This window comes from Pseudomonas sp. TWI628 (genome assembly GCF_039673865.1).
In the GTDB taxonomy this organism is placed as follows: domain Bacteria; phylum Pseudomonadota; class Gammaproteobacteria; order Pseudomonadales; family Pseudomonadaceae; genus Aquipseudomonas.
Window position 1 is genome coordinate 91,671 of the sequence record NZ_JBDJMM010000018.1, and the last position, 16,636, is coordinate 108,306.

Genomic DNA, 16,636 nt, shown 5'->3' on the forward strand with positions numbered 1-16,636 from the left:
CATAAGCTGAGGCCAGGATGCCATGAGGAACCGTTCGATGTTGCATGCATTGCTCGCGCTGGGTCTGTTGCTTGCCGCCACCCTGGTCGAAGCGGCGCCGCTGCAGGTGCCCACCCCGGCTGCACTGAGGAGCCAGATCGATCACCTCAAGCCCGGCCAGTTTCTCTGGTACCCGCAGGTCTCACCGGCGGGGCCGGTGACTGTGGTGGTCAGCCTCACCGAGCAACGTGCCTACGTTTATCGCAATGGCATCGCCATCGGCGTCAGCACCGTGAGCAGCGGCAAGGCAGGGCGGGAAACCCCCACCGGGGTGTTCAGCATTTTGCAGAAGAAAGTCGAGTACAAATCCAGCCTCTACAACGACGCACCGATGCCTTATATGGAGCGGCTGACCTGGGACGGTATCGCCCTGCACGCGGGCCATCTGCCGGGTTACCCGGCTTCCCATGGTTGCGTACGCCTGCCGTTGGAGTTTGCCAAGAAGCTGTATGAGGCCACCGGCTTCAGTTCCACCACCGTCATCGTTTCCGATACCCACAGTGCACCGGTGGAGGTCTACCACCCTGGCGTGCTGGCGCCGACGGTCAATGCTGGCAAGGCCCAGGGGCCGCTGGTACTGAGTAACCATCAGTTCTGGAACGACCCGGACCCGACGGCTGGGCCGCTGTCGATCCTGGTCAGCCGCGCCGACCTGCGCGCCTACGTGTATCGCGGTGGCCAGCTGATCGGCTCGGCGCCTGCACTCTCGCTTGAAAACAGCAAGCATCGCAGTGGCATGGCGGTGTATTCGCTGCTGCAAAAACCCTCCGCCCTGGAGCTCGATGGTGCGCTACCCTTACGGTGGTCAGTGGTGGCCCTGAGCAACCCGGAGTACGGGGATACGCCCTATGAACAGCTGGGGCAACTGAACATCAACCCGGAGTTCCGCCAGCACCTGCGCGCGGCGATGGACGTCGGCACGATGCTGGTGATCACCGATTGGGCGTCGACCCGGGATACCCGCAGCGACGGAAAGTTCACGGTGATCAGCACCGACGACGGTAAGAAACGCAAGCCATTGGTCAAGAAATGATCGGCAATCCCGAAGAATTCAAGCAAAGTGGTGGCTTTTGGCCGCAAGCCAGCTGACTTTTTGCTGACAGGCCTTTACCGGGGTAACCATGTCGATGTTCCAACCCTTGCGGGGAGCCATTCGGCTCTCAGTGGCCAGTATTGGCCTGTTTTTCCTCTGCGCCTGGCAAGCCGCCCACGCGCAGCCCCTGCCCAGCGCCGCCGAACTGCAGCAACTGGCGCCCAACGCCAGCCTTTCCACCCTGAACTTGGCCCTTACCGCCTATGCGTGTGCCAGCCACAGCGATGGGGACAAGTTGCTGACGGTGATCGATTACTCCAAGGCCTCGCGTGACAAGCGCCTGTGGGTGTTCGACTTGCGTGCGCGCAAACTGTTGTTCGAGGAGTGGGTCGCCCACGGCAAGAACAGCGGCGCCGATGTGCCGACGACGTTCTCCAACGCCCCCAACAGTTACCAATCCTCCCTCGGCTTGTATGAAACCGGCCAGACCTACAGCGGCAAGCACGGCCGCTCGCTGCGCCTGCAGGGGCTGGAACCGGGGTTCAACGACAACAGCATGTCGCGGGCGATTGTCATGCACGCCGCCGCCTATGCCGACCCCAAGGTCGTTCCCGGCCTCGGCCGCCTGGGGCGCAGCCAGGGCTGCCCGGCCGTTCGGCCGGCCATCGCTGGCAAGCTGATCGACACGCTGCAACGCGGCAGCTATGTGTTTGCCTACTACCCGCAGCAGGACTGGCTGAAGAAGTCGCGTTTTCTCAATGCCCAGAGTTGCCCGTTGGCGAACCAGTCGATCGCCAGCAAGTAACCCCGCTACAGGTGGCTTATGGATCCATAAGTGTTCATAAGCCACTTTTTTATTGACTGATATCCGATTTTTGGTTGTTAATGGATCCACAAAAACAATCAATCGGAGAATCGGATGTTCCCGAAAAACGCCTGGTATGTCGCCTGCACCCCTGACGAGATCACCGAAAAGCCGCTGGGCCGGCAGATCTGCGGGGAAAAGATGGTGTTCTATCGCGGTCAGCAAAACCTGATCTGCGCCGTGGAGGATTTCTGCCCGCACCGCGGGGCACCGTTGTCCTTGGGCTATGTGGAGAACGGCAACCTCGTCTGTGGTTACCATGGCCTGGTCATGGGCGGCGACGGCAAGACCGTCGACATGCCTGGCCAGCGGGTACGGGGGTTCCCGTGCAACAAGGCCTATGCCACGGTCGAGCGCTATGGTTTCGTTTGGGTGTGGCCCGGCGAACAGGCACTGGCCGACCCCGCCAGCCTTTGCCATCTGCCGTGGGCAGAGAGTGACGAGTGGGCTTACGGCGGCGGGTTGTTCCACATCAATTGCGACTATCGCCTGATGATCGACAACCTCATGGACCTGACCCACGAAACCTACGTTCATGCCTCCAGCATCGGCCAGAAGGAAATCGACGAAGCGCCGCCAGTGACCACGGTCAACGGCGACGAGGTGGTCACTGCCCGCCACATGCAAAACATCATGGCGCCGCCGTTCTGGCGCATGGCGCTGCGTGGCAACCAGCTGCCCGACGACCAGCCGGTCGACCGCTGGCAGATCTGCCGTTTCACCCCGCCTAGCCATGTACTGATCGAAGTGGGCGTGGCACTCGCCGGCAAGGGCGGCTACCACGCGGCGGCCCAGGACAAAGCATCGAGCATCGTGGTCGACTTCATCACCCCAGAGACCGAGACCTCAATCTGGTACTTCTGGGGCATGGCGCGCAACTTCAACCCTCAGGATCAGGCACTGACCGCCAGCATCCGCGAAGGGCAGGGGAAGATCTTCAGCGAAGACCTCGACATGCTTGAACAGCAACAGGCCAACCTGTTGGCGAACCCGCAGCGTCACTTGCTCAAGCTCAATATCGATGCCGGCGGTGTGCAGGCGCGGCGCGTGCTCGAGCGGCTGATCGCCCAGGAGCAGGCCAGCGTCGCTGTACCACTGATCGCAACCGCGCAGTAACCGTCCCCGTCGATGCCCAGCACGGCCATCCCGGTGGCCGTCCATGCAAGGTGAGCCATGATTGAAGTTGTCGTCACAGCCCGAACCCGTGAAGCCGAAGGTATCTGCAGCTACGAATTGAGCTGCGCCCAAGGCAAGCTGCTACCCGCATTCAGCGCCGGCGCGCACATTGATGTGCACTTGCCCGGCGGCCTGGTGCGCCAGTACTCCTTGTGCAATCACCCGCAGGAGCGCCACCGTTACCTGATCGGCGTGCTCAACGATGCCGCGTCGCGCGGCGGCTCCCGCTGCCTGCACGAGCAGGTTGAAGCGGGGCAGCGCCTGCTGATCAGCGAGCCGCGCAATCTGTTCGCCCTGGCGCCCGGTGCCAGGCGCAGCCTGCTGTTTGCCGGCGGCATCGGTATCACCCCGATCCTGTGCATGGCGGAGCAACTGTGGCTGCAGGGTGATCACTTCGAGTTGCATTACTGCGCCCGCTCAAGCGAGCGCGCGGCGTTCCTTGAACGCCTGGCGGCGACACCGTTCGCCGGCCAGGTCCATCTGCATTTCGACGCGCTCCCGCAGACCCGGCTCGACCTGGCCCAGGTACTGGCAGTGCCTGGCGTGGAGGATCACCTGTACGTCTGCGGGCCGGGTGGGTTCATGCAACATGTGCTGGACAGTGCCCGCAGTCATGGCTGGCAGGACGCCCAGTTGCACCGCGAATACTTCGCCGCCGCGCCGGTCGACACTGCGGCTGACGGGGTATTTTCGGTCAGGCTCGGCAGCACCGGCCAGGTCTTCGAGATCCCGGCGGACAAGACCGTGGTTCAGGTACTGGAAAGCCATGGCGTGCCGATTGCGGTGTCGTGCGAGCAGGGCGTATGCGGAACCTGCCTGACCCGGGTGCTGGAAGGGGTGCCGGAGCATCGCGACCTGTACCTGACCGAGGATGAGCAGGCCGCCAACGACCAGTTCACCCCGTGCTGCTCACGGGCCAGGACGCCGATGCTGGTGCTGGACCTGTAGGTGCGCGCCTAGTTGCCTTTGGAAATCACCTGGACGCCACTTGCCGTGCTGGCCGCGCCGAACACTTCGGCATAGCGCAGCGTGGCATTGGCGTGTTCGCGCATGATGCTTTCGGCGCGCGCGCCCTGGCCGTTGCGCAGTGCATCGACCAGTGAGTGGTGCTGCATGTGGGCGAAATTGAAGCGCCGGTATTCGCTAGCCATGTCGTCGCGGTCGAAGGCCAGCGCCGATACCGAGGCGAACGGGCGATGGTCATTGCGTGCCAGTGCCTCGGCAATGGCCGGGTTGCCACTGCCGGCCACGATCACCTGGTGCAAGCGCACGTTGAGGTCGTGGTAGGCCGCCAGGTCCTGTTCGGTGATGTAGCCCTTGGCGAACAGGGCGTCGCCCTCATCCAGGCACTGCGCCAGTGTGGCCATGGGGTGCGCGTCCAGGCCACGTTCGGCGCACAGGCGCGCCGCCAGCCCTTCAAGGACGCCTCGCACCTCCACGGCGCCGGTGAGGTCGTCGACGCTCAGCGTACGCACCTGAAAGCCCTTGCCGCCATGGCGCACCAGCAGGCCTTCCTGTTCCAGGGTGCGGAACGCCATGCGCACCGGCATGCGGGACACGCCGAAACGTTCCGCGGTCGGGACTTCCATCAACCGTTCACCGCCGGCCAGTTCGCCGGAGGCGATCATCTTGCGCAGGGCGACCAGGATGGTCTGGCCGTGTTTGCTCATTGCACGCGACCTCAAAGAAGGGGCCGCCATGGTACCGCAAGCGGCACGGACGTTGCACCGCGCAGGTGGAGCTTGCGGTAATCTGTGCGCGGCATGGAACAGGCCCGCTAACAATAAGGTAAAGACGCTTGAAACTGCACCAACTCAAGGCGCTGGTCGCCATCCATAACGCCGGCAGCATCCTCGAAGCTTCCAAGCTCATGCACATCACCCAGCCTGCACTGAGCCGTTCGATCAAGGAACTGGAACGCGAGGTCGGTTTCACCCTGTTGCAGCGCTCACCCAAAGGCATGGTCCTGACCGAGGAAGGCAAGCGCGTCATCCGCCATGCCAACCTGGTGGTGGAAAGCATCCGTCGCCTGCAGATCGAAGCGGCCAGCATCCAGGATGCCGCGCTGGGTGCGGTGTCCATCGGGGTGACTTCGCTGACGGCGATGCTGGACGGGGTTGACGACAGCATCCTGGCCTTCCGGCGCAAGTACCCGCGGGTGAAGATCACCATCACCGACCTGCGCCCGAGCCAGATTCTGCAGCGGCTGCGCGATGGCAGCCTGGATTTTGCCCTGACCTCGCAGCAACCGCTGAGCCGGCTGAACCTCGACTGGGAGGCGCTTGGCAGCATCAAGGGCCGGGTGATCTGCCATGCGTCGAATCAGCAGAAGTTCGCCAAGTCGCTGCGCACCTTGCAGTACGCCCCGTGGATCAGCCTGGATGAGCTCTCGGACCAGGCATCACAGTTTCACCAGCTGTTCGAGACCAACGGCCTGCGTGTCCCGCAGAACACCGTTGAGTGCACATCCGTGATGATGGCGCTCAAGCTGTTGAAGAATACCGAATCGTTGATGACCATCAGTGAGCTGGCGGTGGACCAGGGGTTTACCTTTGGCGTTGATGGCGAGTTCCTGGCCGTGGCGGTGCAGGAGCTGATTCCGGATTACCCGGTCAACCTGGTCTGCATCGACCGCCACAGCCTTACCGCGCCGGCTCAGGAACTCTTTCACAGCTTGCGTGGGCAGGTGCTCAGGCAAACCCGCCCGGCGCCGTCAGAAGTGATAGTACATGCCTAGGGAGAGGTTGCTGGGGTCGTCGCCAACCTGGTCCAGCGGGGTGCCCGCGTAGGTGACCGAGGATGCAGGCTGGTTGAAGATCTTGCCAACCCGCCCATAGACAGCCCAGCGCGGGTTGATGAAGTGATCGTAGCCGAGCATTACCCCTTGGGCGTTCTTGTCGCTCGCCGTGACCTGGCGCTGCATCACGGCCAGGCGCAGCACGTCCAGTTGGCCAACCGGTGCCATCACGCCGAAGGTATACAACGTGGTACTGGGTGTGCCGGGCTGGTCCACGTCCTGGTGTTGCCAGGTCAGGCTGGTGGCTAGCGGGCCGAAATCGTAGAACGTCGACAGGCTCTTGTAATGGTTGGCGGTCTGGCGTGAGCGGCCACCGTCGTCCCAAGGGTCGCTGTAATACAGGTTGTACGAGGCCAGCAGCATCAGCTCACTGGTGCGGTATTGCAGGCGAGCGCCGCCACCGCGCACGGTACGCCCCTGGCTGGCGGCATCATCGAAGCCGAAGGTCATGGCGGTGCCGAGGGTGAAACCGTTCAGGGTCGGGCTGGTGTACGCCAGGGTGTGTTTCGGGCGCAGGTCGAGGTTGTAGGCACCCTTGCCAGCGGCAGGCAGGGCCAGGAAGGTGTAAGGCGAGCCATAAGTGGCCAGGAACGGGTCGGCGTAGGTCGGGGTGCCCATGCTGTAGGTCTTGCCGAACTCAAGCTTGCCCAGGGTTCGCGAGCGCAGGGCAAGCGTTGCCAGGCGCAGGCTACCTATCGTGGCCCAGGTACCCTCCAAGGCTTTGCCATTGACGTTGAAGCCTTCCTCGACATCGAGTTCCAGAACGGTATCGGTGCCAACCGCCTTCCTGGCATACAGCCCGAGCTTGTTGGTCCATGCGCCGCCACCGGCCAGACGGAAACCCGAATGGTGCTGCGAGTCGTGATAGCTGGTGAAGGCATCCACGGTGCCGTAGAGCTTGAGCTTGTCATCGAAACCGTTATCGACCCCGTAATAACCGAAACCTGGCGCAATCCGTCCCAAGGTCGGGAAGCCCTCGGCATGCGCCGGCACGGCAAGGCAAACACATTGAATCATCAACAGCATCGAGGTAGTGCGAGTGTTCATTCACGACTCCAGGCCAACTCACTGATGGGGTGGCCCGTAGCGTCGGTGAACAGATCGTTTCAGTGCGATTGCTTATTCGGCAACCCTATGCCGCCTGGTTAATCAGGCCCTGGCGCAGCGCGCGTCTGGGCGGCAACACCTGCTGCAGAGCGGCCGGGAACACCCGACACGCCAGCGTTGGATGTGCGGATCGGTGCGCGTTAGCGGGGCAGCGGGCACCGGCACGGCAAACAGTGCGCCAGCTCAGGGCATATTGGCCGGCGCCTGCACGGGGCGATTAACCTGCGGTTACTTACATGCTCAAACTGCAAGTGTGTTGAGTGCCCGATTGGCTGATAGTCGTTGCACGCCGCGATTTGCCATCGGAGAAAACAATGACAACACCGCTACCCGTATCGACCGCCGTGCAGCCGGATGCGCATTGCGCCACGCAGGGGGTGCGTTCCTCGCGCAAGACCTTGATCGCCTGTTCGCTGGGCAATGCGCTGGAAATGTACGACTTCACCATCTACAGCTTCTTCGCCGTGCTGATCGGCAAGCATTTCTTCCCCTCCGAGTCGGCGACGGCGTCGTTGTTGATGTCGCTGGCCACCTTTGGTGTGGGTTTCCTGATGCGCCCGATCGGGGCGATGGTCATCGGCCGCTACGCCGACCGGCATGGGCGCAAGGCCGCCTTGAGCCTTACCATTGGCCTGATGACCCTGGGCACCGCGTTGATCGCCTTTGCACCCACCTATTCGCAGATTGGCATTTTCGCCACGCTGCTGCTGGTGGTCGGCCGGCTGATCCAGGGCATGTCGGCAGGCGGGGAGGTCGGGACTGCATCGGTGTTCCTCATGGAATCGAGTGCGGTGCGCAACCGTTGCCGGAACGTCAGCTGGCAGGCCGCCAGCCAGGGCTATGCTGCCTTGGTGGGCGCAGGCTTCGGCTTTGCGCTGCACCAGTTGCTCGACCCCGCAGCCCTGGAAAGCTGGGGATGGCGGGTACCCTTCATAGTCGGGCTGCTGATCGGCCCGGTCGGTTGGTACATTCGCACGCGCCTGCCAGAAACCCACGAGGCGGCGCCCGTGTCCCACGGTGGGCAAGGGCTCGATGCCGAACTGCTCAAGCGCATCGCCCTGGGCATCGGCCTGATGGCCAGTTCGACCATCGGCATGTACCTGTTGGTGTTCTACATGCCCACCTACCTCACCACCACCTTGCAGTATCCGCCTGGCAGCGCCATGGCGATCGCCTGCATCAGCAGCGGCTGCATGGCGGTCATCTGCCCGCTGGCGGGCAAATTTGCCGACAAGTACCAACTGCGCAAGCGCCTGCTGGCGTGGACGGTGGCCACGCCGGTGGTGCTGATCCTGCCAGTGTTCTACCTGCTCGGGCAGGTACGTGACATGGGCCTGGCCATGATGTGCGTCGCCGTGCTGATCCTGCCGACGTGCATCGGCGCGGGCGCGTTCTTCGCACTGATCATGGAGGGCTTCCCGAAAGCCCGGCGGTCCTTTGGCACCTCGGTCAGTTACAGCCTGGGCGTGACGCTCTTCGGCGGCTTCGCGCCGCTGGTGGCTACCTGGCTGATCGCCGCGCTGCAAACCCCGATGGCGCCGGCCTATTTCCTCCTGGGCGGTGGCGTTGTCAGCCTGGTCTGCCTCAACTATTTCCCTGAAAACAAAGGATGCGAGTGACATGGGTACGTTCCTGAGCAACCCGCCTCGGTGCGAGGCCGCAGCGCTGGATGAGTTCGTCATGCTGCGCCGACAGATCCACGCCGCGCCGGAACTTGGCGGCGACACCCCCGACACGGCCGCATTGGTGGCCGACAAACTTAAGGCCTTGGGCTACGAAGTGCATCGCAACGTTGGCGGGCATGGTGTTGTAGGCGTGTTGAAGGTGGGCAACAGCCCGCGCAGCATCGGTTTGCGTGCAGACATGGACGCCTTGCCCATGACCGAGAAAAACCCCTTTGCCCATGCCAGCAAGATCCCCGGTCGCATGCATGCCTGTGGCCATGACGGGCATACCGCAATCCTGCTGGCAGCCGCTTCGCAACTGGCGGCCACGCGCAATTTCAATGGCACCTTGAATGTGATCTTCCAGCCGGATGAAGAAGGCCTGGCCGGGGCCAGGGCGATGCTCGACGACGGCCTGTTCGAGCGCTTTCCCTGTGATTCGGTGTATGCCCTGCACAACATGCCCGGCTTGCCGGTGGGCACCTGCGTGGTGCAGGCCGGGCCAACCATGGCGTCTTCGCAGCGCGTCAGCATTCGGGTCACCGGCAAGGGTGGCCACGGTGCGATGCCGGAACTTTCGGTCGACCCGGTGATGGCGCTGAACAGCCTGATCAGCGCCATCCAGACCATCAAGTCGCGCAACCTGAGCGTCGAGGAATACGCGGTCATCAGCATTGGCATGATCCAGGCCGGCACGGTCTACAACATCATCCCCGATGAGGCTTGCATGCTGCTGAGCGTGCGCACCGACACGGCCGCAACCCAGCAGAAAATCAACAGCCGCATTGACGCCCTGGTCAAAGGGCACGCTGAAAGCTTCGGTGTGCAGATCGAAGTGCAGTTCACCCAGTTGGCGCCGGCGCTGTGCAACAGCGACCAGGAGAGCGCGTTGCTGCGTGAAAGCCTGAGGCCGTTGTTCGATGACGGTGCGCTGCTGGACAAGATGCCGAAAAAAGTCATGGGCACCGAAGACTTCGCCTACATGCTGCAGGCACGGCCAGGTTGCTATTTCATGCTGGGTAACGGTACCGGCGAGTTCCATGGCTGCTCGGTGCATAACCCGCACTACGATTTCAACGATGCGCTGGTGAAGATAGGCGCTGAGTGCTGGGTGAAATGGGTCCAGGACTACCTGCGTTGACGTGGCATCAGGCCGCGGGCTGTTGAAACAGCTCGCGGATCACGCCCCTGATCCAGCGATTGCCACCATCTTGATGATATCGCGCGTGCCAATGTTGCTTGACGGTAAAGCGCTCCACTGCAAACGGGCAGTCATGCAGCCTCAGCCCGTGCATGTCGGCAAGCGTCTGGCCGATGTGCCGCGGTAGCGTGGCGACCAGGTCGGTGGTGCCGACAATCATCCCCAAGCCGAGAAACCCGGGCAGCTCGAGCATGCTCCTGCGCTCGATCCCGGCCCGCGCCAGGCCTGTTTCGAGCAGCTTCTGCCCGGTCCCGGCACTGATCTGCACGTGCCCCTCGGCACGGTAGCGAGCCACGCTCATGCCATTGCCCAACCGCGGATGCTGTGCGCTGCTCAGGCAAACCCAGTCCTGTTCGAACAGCACCTGTTGATACATCCCCGCGCCCAGCCCGGGTACGAAGCCGATGGCCAGGTCTGCCTCACCCGATTCCAGCGCGCGCTCGGTATTGCCATCGATCCGCGCCGCTTCCAGGCGAATGCCCGGGGCATGGCTGCGCAAATGGTTGAGGATGCTGGGCAGCAAGGTGATATGGCTGGCATCGCTGACACACAGGCGAAAGCGCCGCTGTGCCGTTGCCGGCATGAACTGCGGTTCCCAGTCGCTCAGGCGGCGCAGCGATTCCAGCACTTCCCGGCACGGCCCTATCAGCTGGTCGGCCCGTGGGGTAGGGGCCATGCCACCCGGCGTGCGCACGAACAACGGGTCGTGCAATTGCTCGCGCAGGCGCGCCAGCCAAATGCTGATGGTCGGTTGGCTCTGGCCAAGCTGCTCGGCGGCGCGGGTCACGCTACGGCACTGGTAGAGCACCTCGAACAATTGCAACAGCTTGGGTTCCGGCAAGGGCTCCAGCGGGGTCATTATTGTGAATCTCAATAGTGCTATTGAGGCCATTGTATAGCCCAAATAACCCTCGCTGCATAAGGTAGTCGCAAACCACAGGAGGTCTGCGACGTGAAAATCTGCATTCTGGGTGCCGGTGCCCTGGGTTGCGCCATTGGCGCGGCCTTGAGCGAGGCGGGGCATGAAACCTGGTTGTTGAACCGTGGCCGTGCGCATGTCGAGGCCATCAACCTGCATGGGCTGCAGGTGCAGGACGAACGCGGCGAGCGCCACGTGCGGGTGAATGCCGCGATCAACGCCGAAGACGTCGGCGTGGCTGACCTGGTGGTGGTGCTGGTCAAGTCGTTCCACACCGCCGAGGCCATTGCCGGCGCCAGCGCGCTGATCGGGCCGCAGACGCTGGTGCTGTCGTTGCAGAACGGCCTCGGCCACGAAGACATCCTGGCCGAGGCGGTAGGGCGCGAGCGGGTGTTGGCCGGCAAGACCTACGTCGGCGGCGTGCTCCTGGCGCCGGGTGCGATCCGTGCCGGTGTGGCGGGCAAGCAAACCTTCATCGGCGAGCTGGACGGCCAGCTCACAGCGCGTGTGCAAGCGATTGCCGCAGCCTTCAACGGCGCGGGGCTGGCCACCACGGTCAGCGACAACATCCTCGGCACCATGTGGGACAAGCTGCTGGTCAACGTCGCCACTGGCGCGCTGAGCGGCATCACCATGCTCAGCTACGGCCAGCTGTACAGCGAGCCGCTGCTCGAAAGCACCGCCAAGGCCGCCGTGGCCGAGGCCATCGCCGTGGCCGAGCGCGCCGGTATCCGCCTGAGCCTGACCAGCCCCGAGGCCGCCTGGACGCTGGCCGCCGAAGGCCTGCCGGCGAGCTTCCGCACCTCGATGCTGCAAAGCCTGGAAAAAGGCTCGATCACCGAAATCGACTTCATCAACGGCTCCGTCGTGCGCTGGGGCCAGCGCCATGGCGTGGCCACACCGGTCAACGCAACCCTGGTGGCCTGCATCAAGGGCATCGAACGCGCCATGGCCGATCACCAGAAGAGGGAAAACCCATGAGCCAGCCAAAAGCCTACCTCGAACATGTCGCGTTCTGGGTGCGGGACATCCAGTGGCATATTCGCTTCTTCAGCGAAGTGTGCGGCATGACCATGCGCGAAGTGCAGGGCGACGTCGAGCGCCCCGCGCAGTACTGGACCCTCGGTGGCCTGCAGTTCATCCACCAGCCGGACTTCGCTGGCCCGGAAGGGCGCATGGCGCACCTGGGCATCATGTGCGAGGACCTCGAAGCCGCATTGGCGGCGGCCCAGCCTTTCGGCGTCAGCGAGATGCCCCAAGGGCGTAACTGGCTGCGCCTGCCCGACGGCCTGGCCGTGGAATTCATCCAGGCGATGCCCGCGCAATGCGTGGCCCAGGCCTTGGCCATCGACCCCCGAGCGCAGGTGCAGGCATGAGCGTGGTGGAAAAATACTGGGACGATGCCCGCGAAGGCGATGAATGCATCAGCCCCACCTACACCGTGACCCGCGAACGCATCCTGGGCTACGCCGACCTGACCGGGGACCACACCCCGGTGCACGTCGACGAGGCGTACGCCAACGCCAGCCACTTCGGCTGCCTGGTCGCCCACGGCCTGTTCGGGTTGTCGATTGCCGACGGCCTGAAGACCCAGTGCGAATACCGTTTTCTGCCGGGCATGTCGCTGGGCTGGACCTGGGACTTCGTGCTGCCGATCAAGGTCAACGATGTGCTGCATGTGCGCATGCGGGTGGGGGCGATGCGCCCGAGCAACAGTCGCCCGGGCTGGGGCATCGTGGTGCTGCCATCGGAACTGATCAACCAGCACGGCGAAGTCGTGCAGCGCGGCGAGCACCGGCTGATGGTGCCGCGGAGGGCAGCAGCATGAGCCAGGCATTGCCATTGGCGGGTATTCGCGTCATCGACTACAGCCACTTCCTCGCCGGCCCCTATGTCGGGCGCTGCCTGGCAGCATTGGGCGCCGAGGTGATCAAGGTCGAGCGGCCGGGCAGCGGCGATGCCGGCCGCCAGCACGCGTTCACCCTGGATGACCAGCAGAGCGGTTACTTCCTGCAGTTGAACATGGGCAAGCAGGGCGTCAGCGTGAACATGAAGGACCCGCGTGGCAAAGCCTTCATGCAGCGCCTGACCGATTCGGCCGACGTGTTCATCGAAAACTACCGCCCCGGTGCCCTGGACAAGCTGGGCCTGGGCTATGCCGAGCTCGCAGCGCGCAACCCGCGCCTGGTGTACTGCTCGATTTCCGCCTACGGCCACACCGGGCCGGACGCCCACCGCGCCGGCTTCGGGCTGATCGCCGAGGCCAAGAGCGGGATCATGCAGATGGTCGGCGTGCCCGGCGAAGCGCCGCCGCTGCTGCGCATTTCGCTGGGCGACATGTACACCGGCATCCATGCCGTGGCGGCAATCAATGCGGCGCTGCTGGGCCGGGTCAGCAGCGGCCGTGGACAGCACATCGACATGGCCCTGTACGACACGCTGGTGTCGATGCATGAGTACGCAGTGCAGTGCTACACGTTGTCCGATGGCAGCGTGCTGCCCGAGCAGACCGGCCATGACATGCCCACCTCGACCTTGTACGGCGTGTTCCGCGCCGCCGATGGCGACCTGGTGATCGCCGCCCAGGTCGATGATGCCTGGCAACGCTTTGCCGCCATGCTCGAAGCCAATGGCGGCCCGAGCGGGTTTGGCAGCGACCAGCGCTACCACAACCTCAACGGTCGCAATGCCCATCGCCAGGCGATCCTGGCTGTGGTCCGCGACTGGGTCGGCGCCCGCCAGGTGGCCGATATCCTGCACTTGCTGGACGGCATCGACATCCCCAGTGCCAAAGTGCAGCGCATCGACGAGGTGCTCGCCGACCCGCAGATCCAGGCGCGCAACATGGTCATCGAACAGCAGCACCCGCGCTACGGCACCTTGCGCCTGCCCAACCTGCCGTTCCGTTTTTCCGACTGTGACACCACGATCCACCAGGTGGCCCCGGACCTTGGCCAGCACAACGCCGAGGTGGCTGCGGCGCTTGGTTTCAGCCCTGAAGAAATCACCGCCATGCAGGCAGACGGTGTGCTGTTCACCCACGGAGATGCACGATGAGCGACCGCTATGCAGTGATCGGCCGGCCGATCAACCACACCAAGTCCCCGCTGATCCATGGCCTGTTCGCCGAGGCCACTGGCCAGGCCCTGGAGTACGGCGCCATCGAAGGCGAGCTTGAAGGCTTCGAGGCCCAGGTATTGCAGTTGCGCAGCGAGGGCGGGCTGGGCATGAACATCACCGCGCCGTTCAAGCTGCGCGCCTTCGAGCTGGCCGACCGGCGCAGCGAGCGGGCGCAGCTGGCACGGGCGGCCAATGCGCTGAAGTTCGAGGATGGCAGTATCTACGCCGAGAATTTCGATGGCATCGGCCTGCTGCGCGATATCGAGCAGAACCTCGGCGAACCGCTACGCAATCGCCGGGTGCTGTTGCTCGGTGCTGGCGGCGCGGTGCGCGGCGCCTTGCTGCCGTTCCTGCAGGCCGGGCCGCGTGAGCTGGTGATCGCCAACCGCGACATGGCCAAGGCGCTGACCTTGCGCAACGAACTGGATCATCCGCGGCTGCGCATCAGCCGTTATGAGGAACTGCCGGGGCAAGCCTTCGATATCGTCGTCAACGCCACCTCCGCGAGCCTGACCGGTGAGTTGCCACCGCTGCCCGCGGGCGTGCTGGGCGAGGCGCGCCTGGCCTATGAGCTGGCATACGGCAAAGGCCTGACACCGTTCCTGCGCATGGCGCAGGCGCAAGGTGTGGCGCGCTTGGCCGATGGCGTCGGCATGCTGGTAGAGCAGGCGGCAGAGGCGTTTGCCTGGTGGCGCGGGGTGCGGCCTGAAACCCGTGCCGTGATCGATCGCCTGACCATCCCCCTGGAGTGAGCCATGGCCGCCAATGTCCTGATGCTGCACGGCATCAACCACAACATGTTCGGCAAGCGCGACCCGCGCCAGTACGGCACAGCCACCCTGGCCGACATCGATCAGGCCCTGCAGGCGCTGGGCGAGGAACTCGGTGCGCGGGTCGAGTGCTTCCAGACCAACTATGAAGGTGCAATGTGCGAGCGCATCCATCGCGCCTATGAGGACGGGGTGGATGCAGTGCTGATCAATGCCGGGGCCTGGACCCATTACAGCTACGGCATTCGTGACGCACTGGCCATTGTCGAGGCGCCGGTGGTTGAAGTGCATATGTCGAACATCCATGCCAGAGAGCCGTTCCGCCATCACTCGGTGTTTGCCGAGGTGGTGCGCGGGCAGATCTGCGGGTTTGGCGTCGAGACCTACCTGCTGGCGCTGCGTGCGGCGTTGAAGATGATCTGACCGTTTCGCTGCGGGGGCGGGCAAGCCCGCCCCGGCAATGAAGGCTCTCCACATTCAGAAGGATTTGTCACCTTGGCCACCCCCGCAGTCGCGAACCCCTCTCGGCAAACCACCTTGGTCGCCTTGCTGGTGGCCATTACCTTCTTCATGGAAAACCTCGACGCCACCGTCATCGCCACGGCGCTGCCGCAGATGGCCAGTGACTTCGCCGAGAACCCGGTCAACCTGAACATCGGCATCAGCGCCTACCTGCTGGCGGTGGCAGTGTTCATCCCGCTCAGCGGCTGGGTGGCCGACCGCTTTGGCGCCCGGCAGGTGTTCGCCGGGGCCATCGGCCTGTTCACCCTGGCGTCGTGGCTCTGCGGCCTGGCCGCCAACCTGGAGACCTTCGTCGCCGCGCGGGTGCTGCAAGGCATCGGCGGTGCACTGATGGTGCCGGTCGGGCGGCTGGTGGTGTTGCGCACTACCGAGAAGCAGGACCTGGTAAAGATGCTTGCGGTGATCACCTGGCCCGGGCTGGTAGCGCCGGTACTGGGGCCGCCCATCGGCGGGCTGATCGTCACCCACCTGTCGTGGCCGTGGATCTTCTACCTGAACATACCGCTTGGCGTGCTGGCCATTGCGGCAGCGTGGTGGCTGATTCCCGCTGGCCGCCCCAGCGAAGCGCGCCGCTTCGACCTGCTCGGCTTCGGGTTCCTCGCGTCGGCCTGCGCCGCGTGGCTGATCGGCCTGGAAATGCTCGGTTCGCTCGGCGCTGGCAGCCTGCCCGGCGGGGCGGCACTGGTGGCATTGGGCGGGCTGCTGAGCTGGCTGGCGATTCGTCATTGCCAGCGCCACCCGGCACCGCTGTTGCCATTGGCGGCCATGGGCATCGCCACGTTCAGGGCCAGCATCGTCGGCGGTACGCTGTTCCGCCTGTCGATCAGCGCCTTGCCGTTCCTGATTCCACTGTTGCTGCAGGTTGGCTTTGGCCTGTCACCGGTGGACGCCGGCTTGCTGGTGCTGGCGATCTTCGCTGGCAACCTGGCGATGAAGCCGTTCACCACCGGCTTGCTGCGCCGTTATGGTTTCCGTCGTGTATTGCTGGTCAATGGCATGATCGGTGTCGGCTGCATCCTGGCCTGCCTGGGCTTGCAGCAGGGCATGCCGTGGTACTGGATGGCGCTGGTGCTGTTCATTGGCGGGCTGTCACGTTCGATGCAGTTCACCACCTACAACGCCGTCGGTTTCGCTGAGGTGCCCAAGCCGCAGATGGGCGAGGCGTCGACGTTGTTCAGCATGTTCTTCCAGCTGGCGATGGCGCTGGGGGTTGCCGTGGCGGCGCTGCTGCTGCGGCTATCGATGATGTTGCGCGGCGGTGAGGGTGGGATGACGGTCAGCGACTTCCATTGGGCGTTGCTCGGGGTGGCGCTGATTGCCTGCCTCGCGCTGGTCGATGCCATGCGCCTGCCGGGCAATGCCGGTGAGCAGGTCTTGCGCACCTGACGGGCATTGCGGCCACCCAGGTGGCCGCAACAACAGC

General features: G+C 64.1%; 17 protein-coding genes. 14 read left to right on the forward strand and 3 right to left on the reverse strand.

The annotated features are described in order from the left end of the window. The first annotated feature begins 37 nt into the window (after positions 1 to 37). From ABE528_RS15865 to ABE528_RS15880, 4 genes are all read left to right on the forward strand, one after another. The gene (locus tag ABE528_RS15865; protein ID WP_346653460.1) at positions 38 to 1,072 is read left to right on the forward strand and encodes a L,D-transpeptidase; all 1,035 of its coding nucleotides are present in this window, start codon (positions 38 to 40) and stop codon (positions 1,070 to 1,072) included. A gap of 88 nt (positions 1,073 to 1,160) precedes the next feature. Next, a complete protein-coding gene (locus ABE528_RS15870; RefSeq protein WP_346653461.1) occupies positions 1,161 to 1,877 on the forward strand; it encodes a murein L,D-transpeptidase catalytic domain family protein in 717 nt (238 codons plus the stop codon). 114 nt (positions 1,878 to 1,991) lie between these two features. After that, positions 1,992 to 3,053: an aromatic ring-hydroxylating dioxygenase subunit alpha gene (locus ABE528_RS15875; RefSeq protein ID WP_152954268.1), complete on the forward strand. Its 1,062-nt coding sequence runs from the start codon at positions 1,992 to 1,994 to the stop codon at positions 3,051 to 3,053. A gap of 57 nt (positions 3,054 to 3,110) precedes the next feature. Further along, the gene (locus ABE528_RS15880) at positions 3,111 to 4,061 is read left to right on the forward strand and encodes a PDR/VanB family oxidoreductase (RefSeq protein ID WP_346653462.1); all 951 of its coding nucleotides are present in this window, start codon (positions 3,111 to 3,113) and stop codon (positions 4,059 to 4,061) included. A gap of 8 nt (positions 4,062 to 4,069) precedes the next feature. Here ABE528_RS15880 and ABE528_RS15885 read toward each other — a convergent pair whose 3' ends face one another. Continuing rightward, positions 4,070 to 4,783, reverse strand: a complete 714-nt coding sequence (locus tag ABE528_RS15885; RefSeq protein WP_346653463.1) for a GntR family transcriptional regulator — start codon at positions 4,781 to 4,783, stop codon at positions 4,070 to 4,072. Between the two features lie 128 nt (positions 4,784 to 4,911). Here ABE528_RS15885 and ABE528_RS15890 point away from each other — a divergent pair, with 128 nt between their 5' ends. Beyond that, complete coding sequence (locus ABE528_RS15890) at positions 4,912 to 5,850, forward strand: LysR family transcriptional regulator (protein ID WP_346653464.1); 939 nt, start codon at positions 4,912 to 4,914, stop codon at positions 5,848 to 5,850. On the opposite strand, the gene ABE528_RS15895 is transcribed toward ABE528_RS15890, so the two are convergent. Next, positions 5,827 to 6,957, reverse strand: coding sequence for a porin (locus ABE528_RS15895; RefSeq protein WP_346653465.1), 1,131 nt, complete (start codon positions 6,955 to 6,957; stop codon positions 5,827 to 5,829). The genes ABE528_RS15890 and ABE528_RS15895 overlap by 24 nt on opposite strands. A gap of 374 nt (positions 6,958 to 7,331) precedes the next feature. Between ABE528_RS15895 and ABE528_RS15900 the strand changes: the two genes are divergently transcribed. Further along, positions 7,332 to 8,636 carry an MFS transporter gene (locus tag ABE528_RS15900; protein WP_152954272.1) on the forward strand — a complete coding sequence of 435 codons (1,305 nt, stop codon included), beginning with the start codon at positions 7,332 to 7,334 and terminating at the stop codon, positions 8,634 to 8,636. Between the two features lies 1 nt (position 8,637). Further along, on the forward strand, positions 8,638 to 9,822 hold the full coding sequence (locus ABE528_RS15905; protein WP_346653466.1) for a M20 aminoacylase family protein: 1,185 nt from the start codon (positions 8,638 to 8,640) through the stop codon (positions 9,820 to 9,822). Positions 9,823 to 9,829: 7 nt separating this feature from the next. Here ABE528_RS15905 and ABE528_RS15910 read toward each other — a convergent pair whose 3' ends face one another. Then, entirely contained in the window at positions 9,830 to 10,741 is a 912-nt protein-coding gene (locus ABE528_RS15910) for a LysR family transcriptional regulator (protein WP_346653467.1), read from the reverse strand. A gap of 93 nt (positions 10,742 to 10,834) precedes the next feature. On the opposite strand from ABE528_RS15910, the gene ABE528_RS15915 reads away from it, so the two are divergent. The 7 genes from ABE528_RS15915 to ABE528_RS15945 all read left to right on the forward strand — a co-directional run bounded on the left by ABE528_RS15915 (position 10,835) and on the right by ABE528_RS15945 (position 16,599). Next, a complete protein-coding gene (locus ABE528_RS15915) occupies positions 10,835 to 11,782 on the forward strand; it encodes a ketopantoate reductase family protein (RefSeq protein ID WP_346653468.1) in 948 nt (315 codons plus the stop codon). Continuing rightward, positions 11,779 to 12,177 (forward strand): VOC family protein, encoded by a 399-nt coding sequence (locus ABE528_RS15920; RefSeq protein WP_346653469.1) that lies wholly within the window; start codon positions 11,779 to 11,781, stop codon positions 12,175 to 12,177. The genes ABE528_RS15915 and ABE528_RS15920 overlap by 4 nt, the downstream gene beginning before the upstream one ends. Beyond that, positions 12,174 to 12,629 (forward strand): MaoC family dehydratase, encoded by a 456-nt coding sequence (locus ABE528_RS15925; RefSeq protein ID WP_346653470.1) that lies wholly within the window; start codon positions 12,174 to 12,176, stop codon positions 12,627 to 12,629. The genes ABE528_RS15920 and ABE528_RS15925 overlap by 4 nt, the downstream gene beginning before the upstream one ends. Further along, positions 12,626 to 13,858 carry a CoA transferase gene (locus tag ABE528_RS15930; RefSeq protein WP_152954278.1) on the forward strand — a complete coding sequence of 411 codons (1,233 nt, stop codon included), beginning with the start codon at positions 12,626 to 12,628 and terminating at the stop codon, positions 13,856 to 13,858. The genes ABE528_RS15925 and ABE528_RS15930 overlap by 4 nt, the downstream gene beginning before the upstream one ends. Next, the gene (aroE, locus tag ABE528_RS15935; protein WP_346653471.1) at positions 13,855 to 14,673 is read left to right on the forward strand and encodes a shikimate dehydrogenase; all 819 of its coding nucleotides are present in this window, start codon (positions 13,855 to 13,857) and stop codon (positions 14,671 to 14,673) included. The genes ABE528_RS15930 and aroE overlap by 4 nt, the downstream gene beginning before the upstream one ends. Positions 14,674 to 14,676: 3 nt before the next feature. Then, a complete protein-coding gene (gene aroQ, locus ABE528_RS15940) occupies positions 14,677 to 15,114 on the forward strand; it encodes a type II 3-dehydroquinate dehydratase (RefSeq protein ID WP_103447774.1) in 438 nt (145 codons plus the stop codon). Between the two features lie 72 nt (positions 15,115 to 15,186). After that, positions 15,187 to 16,599 (forward strand): MFS transporter, encoded by a 1,413-nt coding sequence (locus ABE528_RS15945; protein ID WP_346653472.1) that lies wholly within the window; start codon positions 15,187 to 15,189, stop codon positions 16,597 to 16,599. Positions 16,600 to 16,636: the final 37 nt, after the last annotated feature.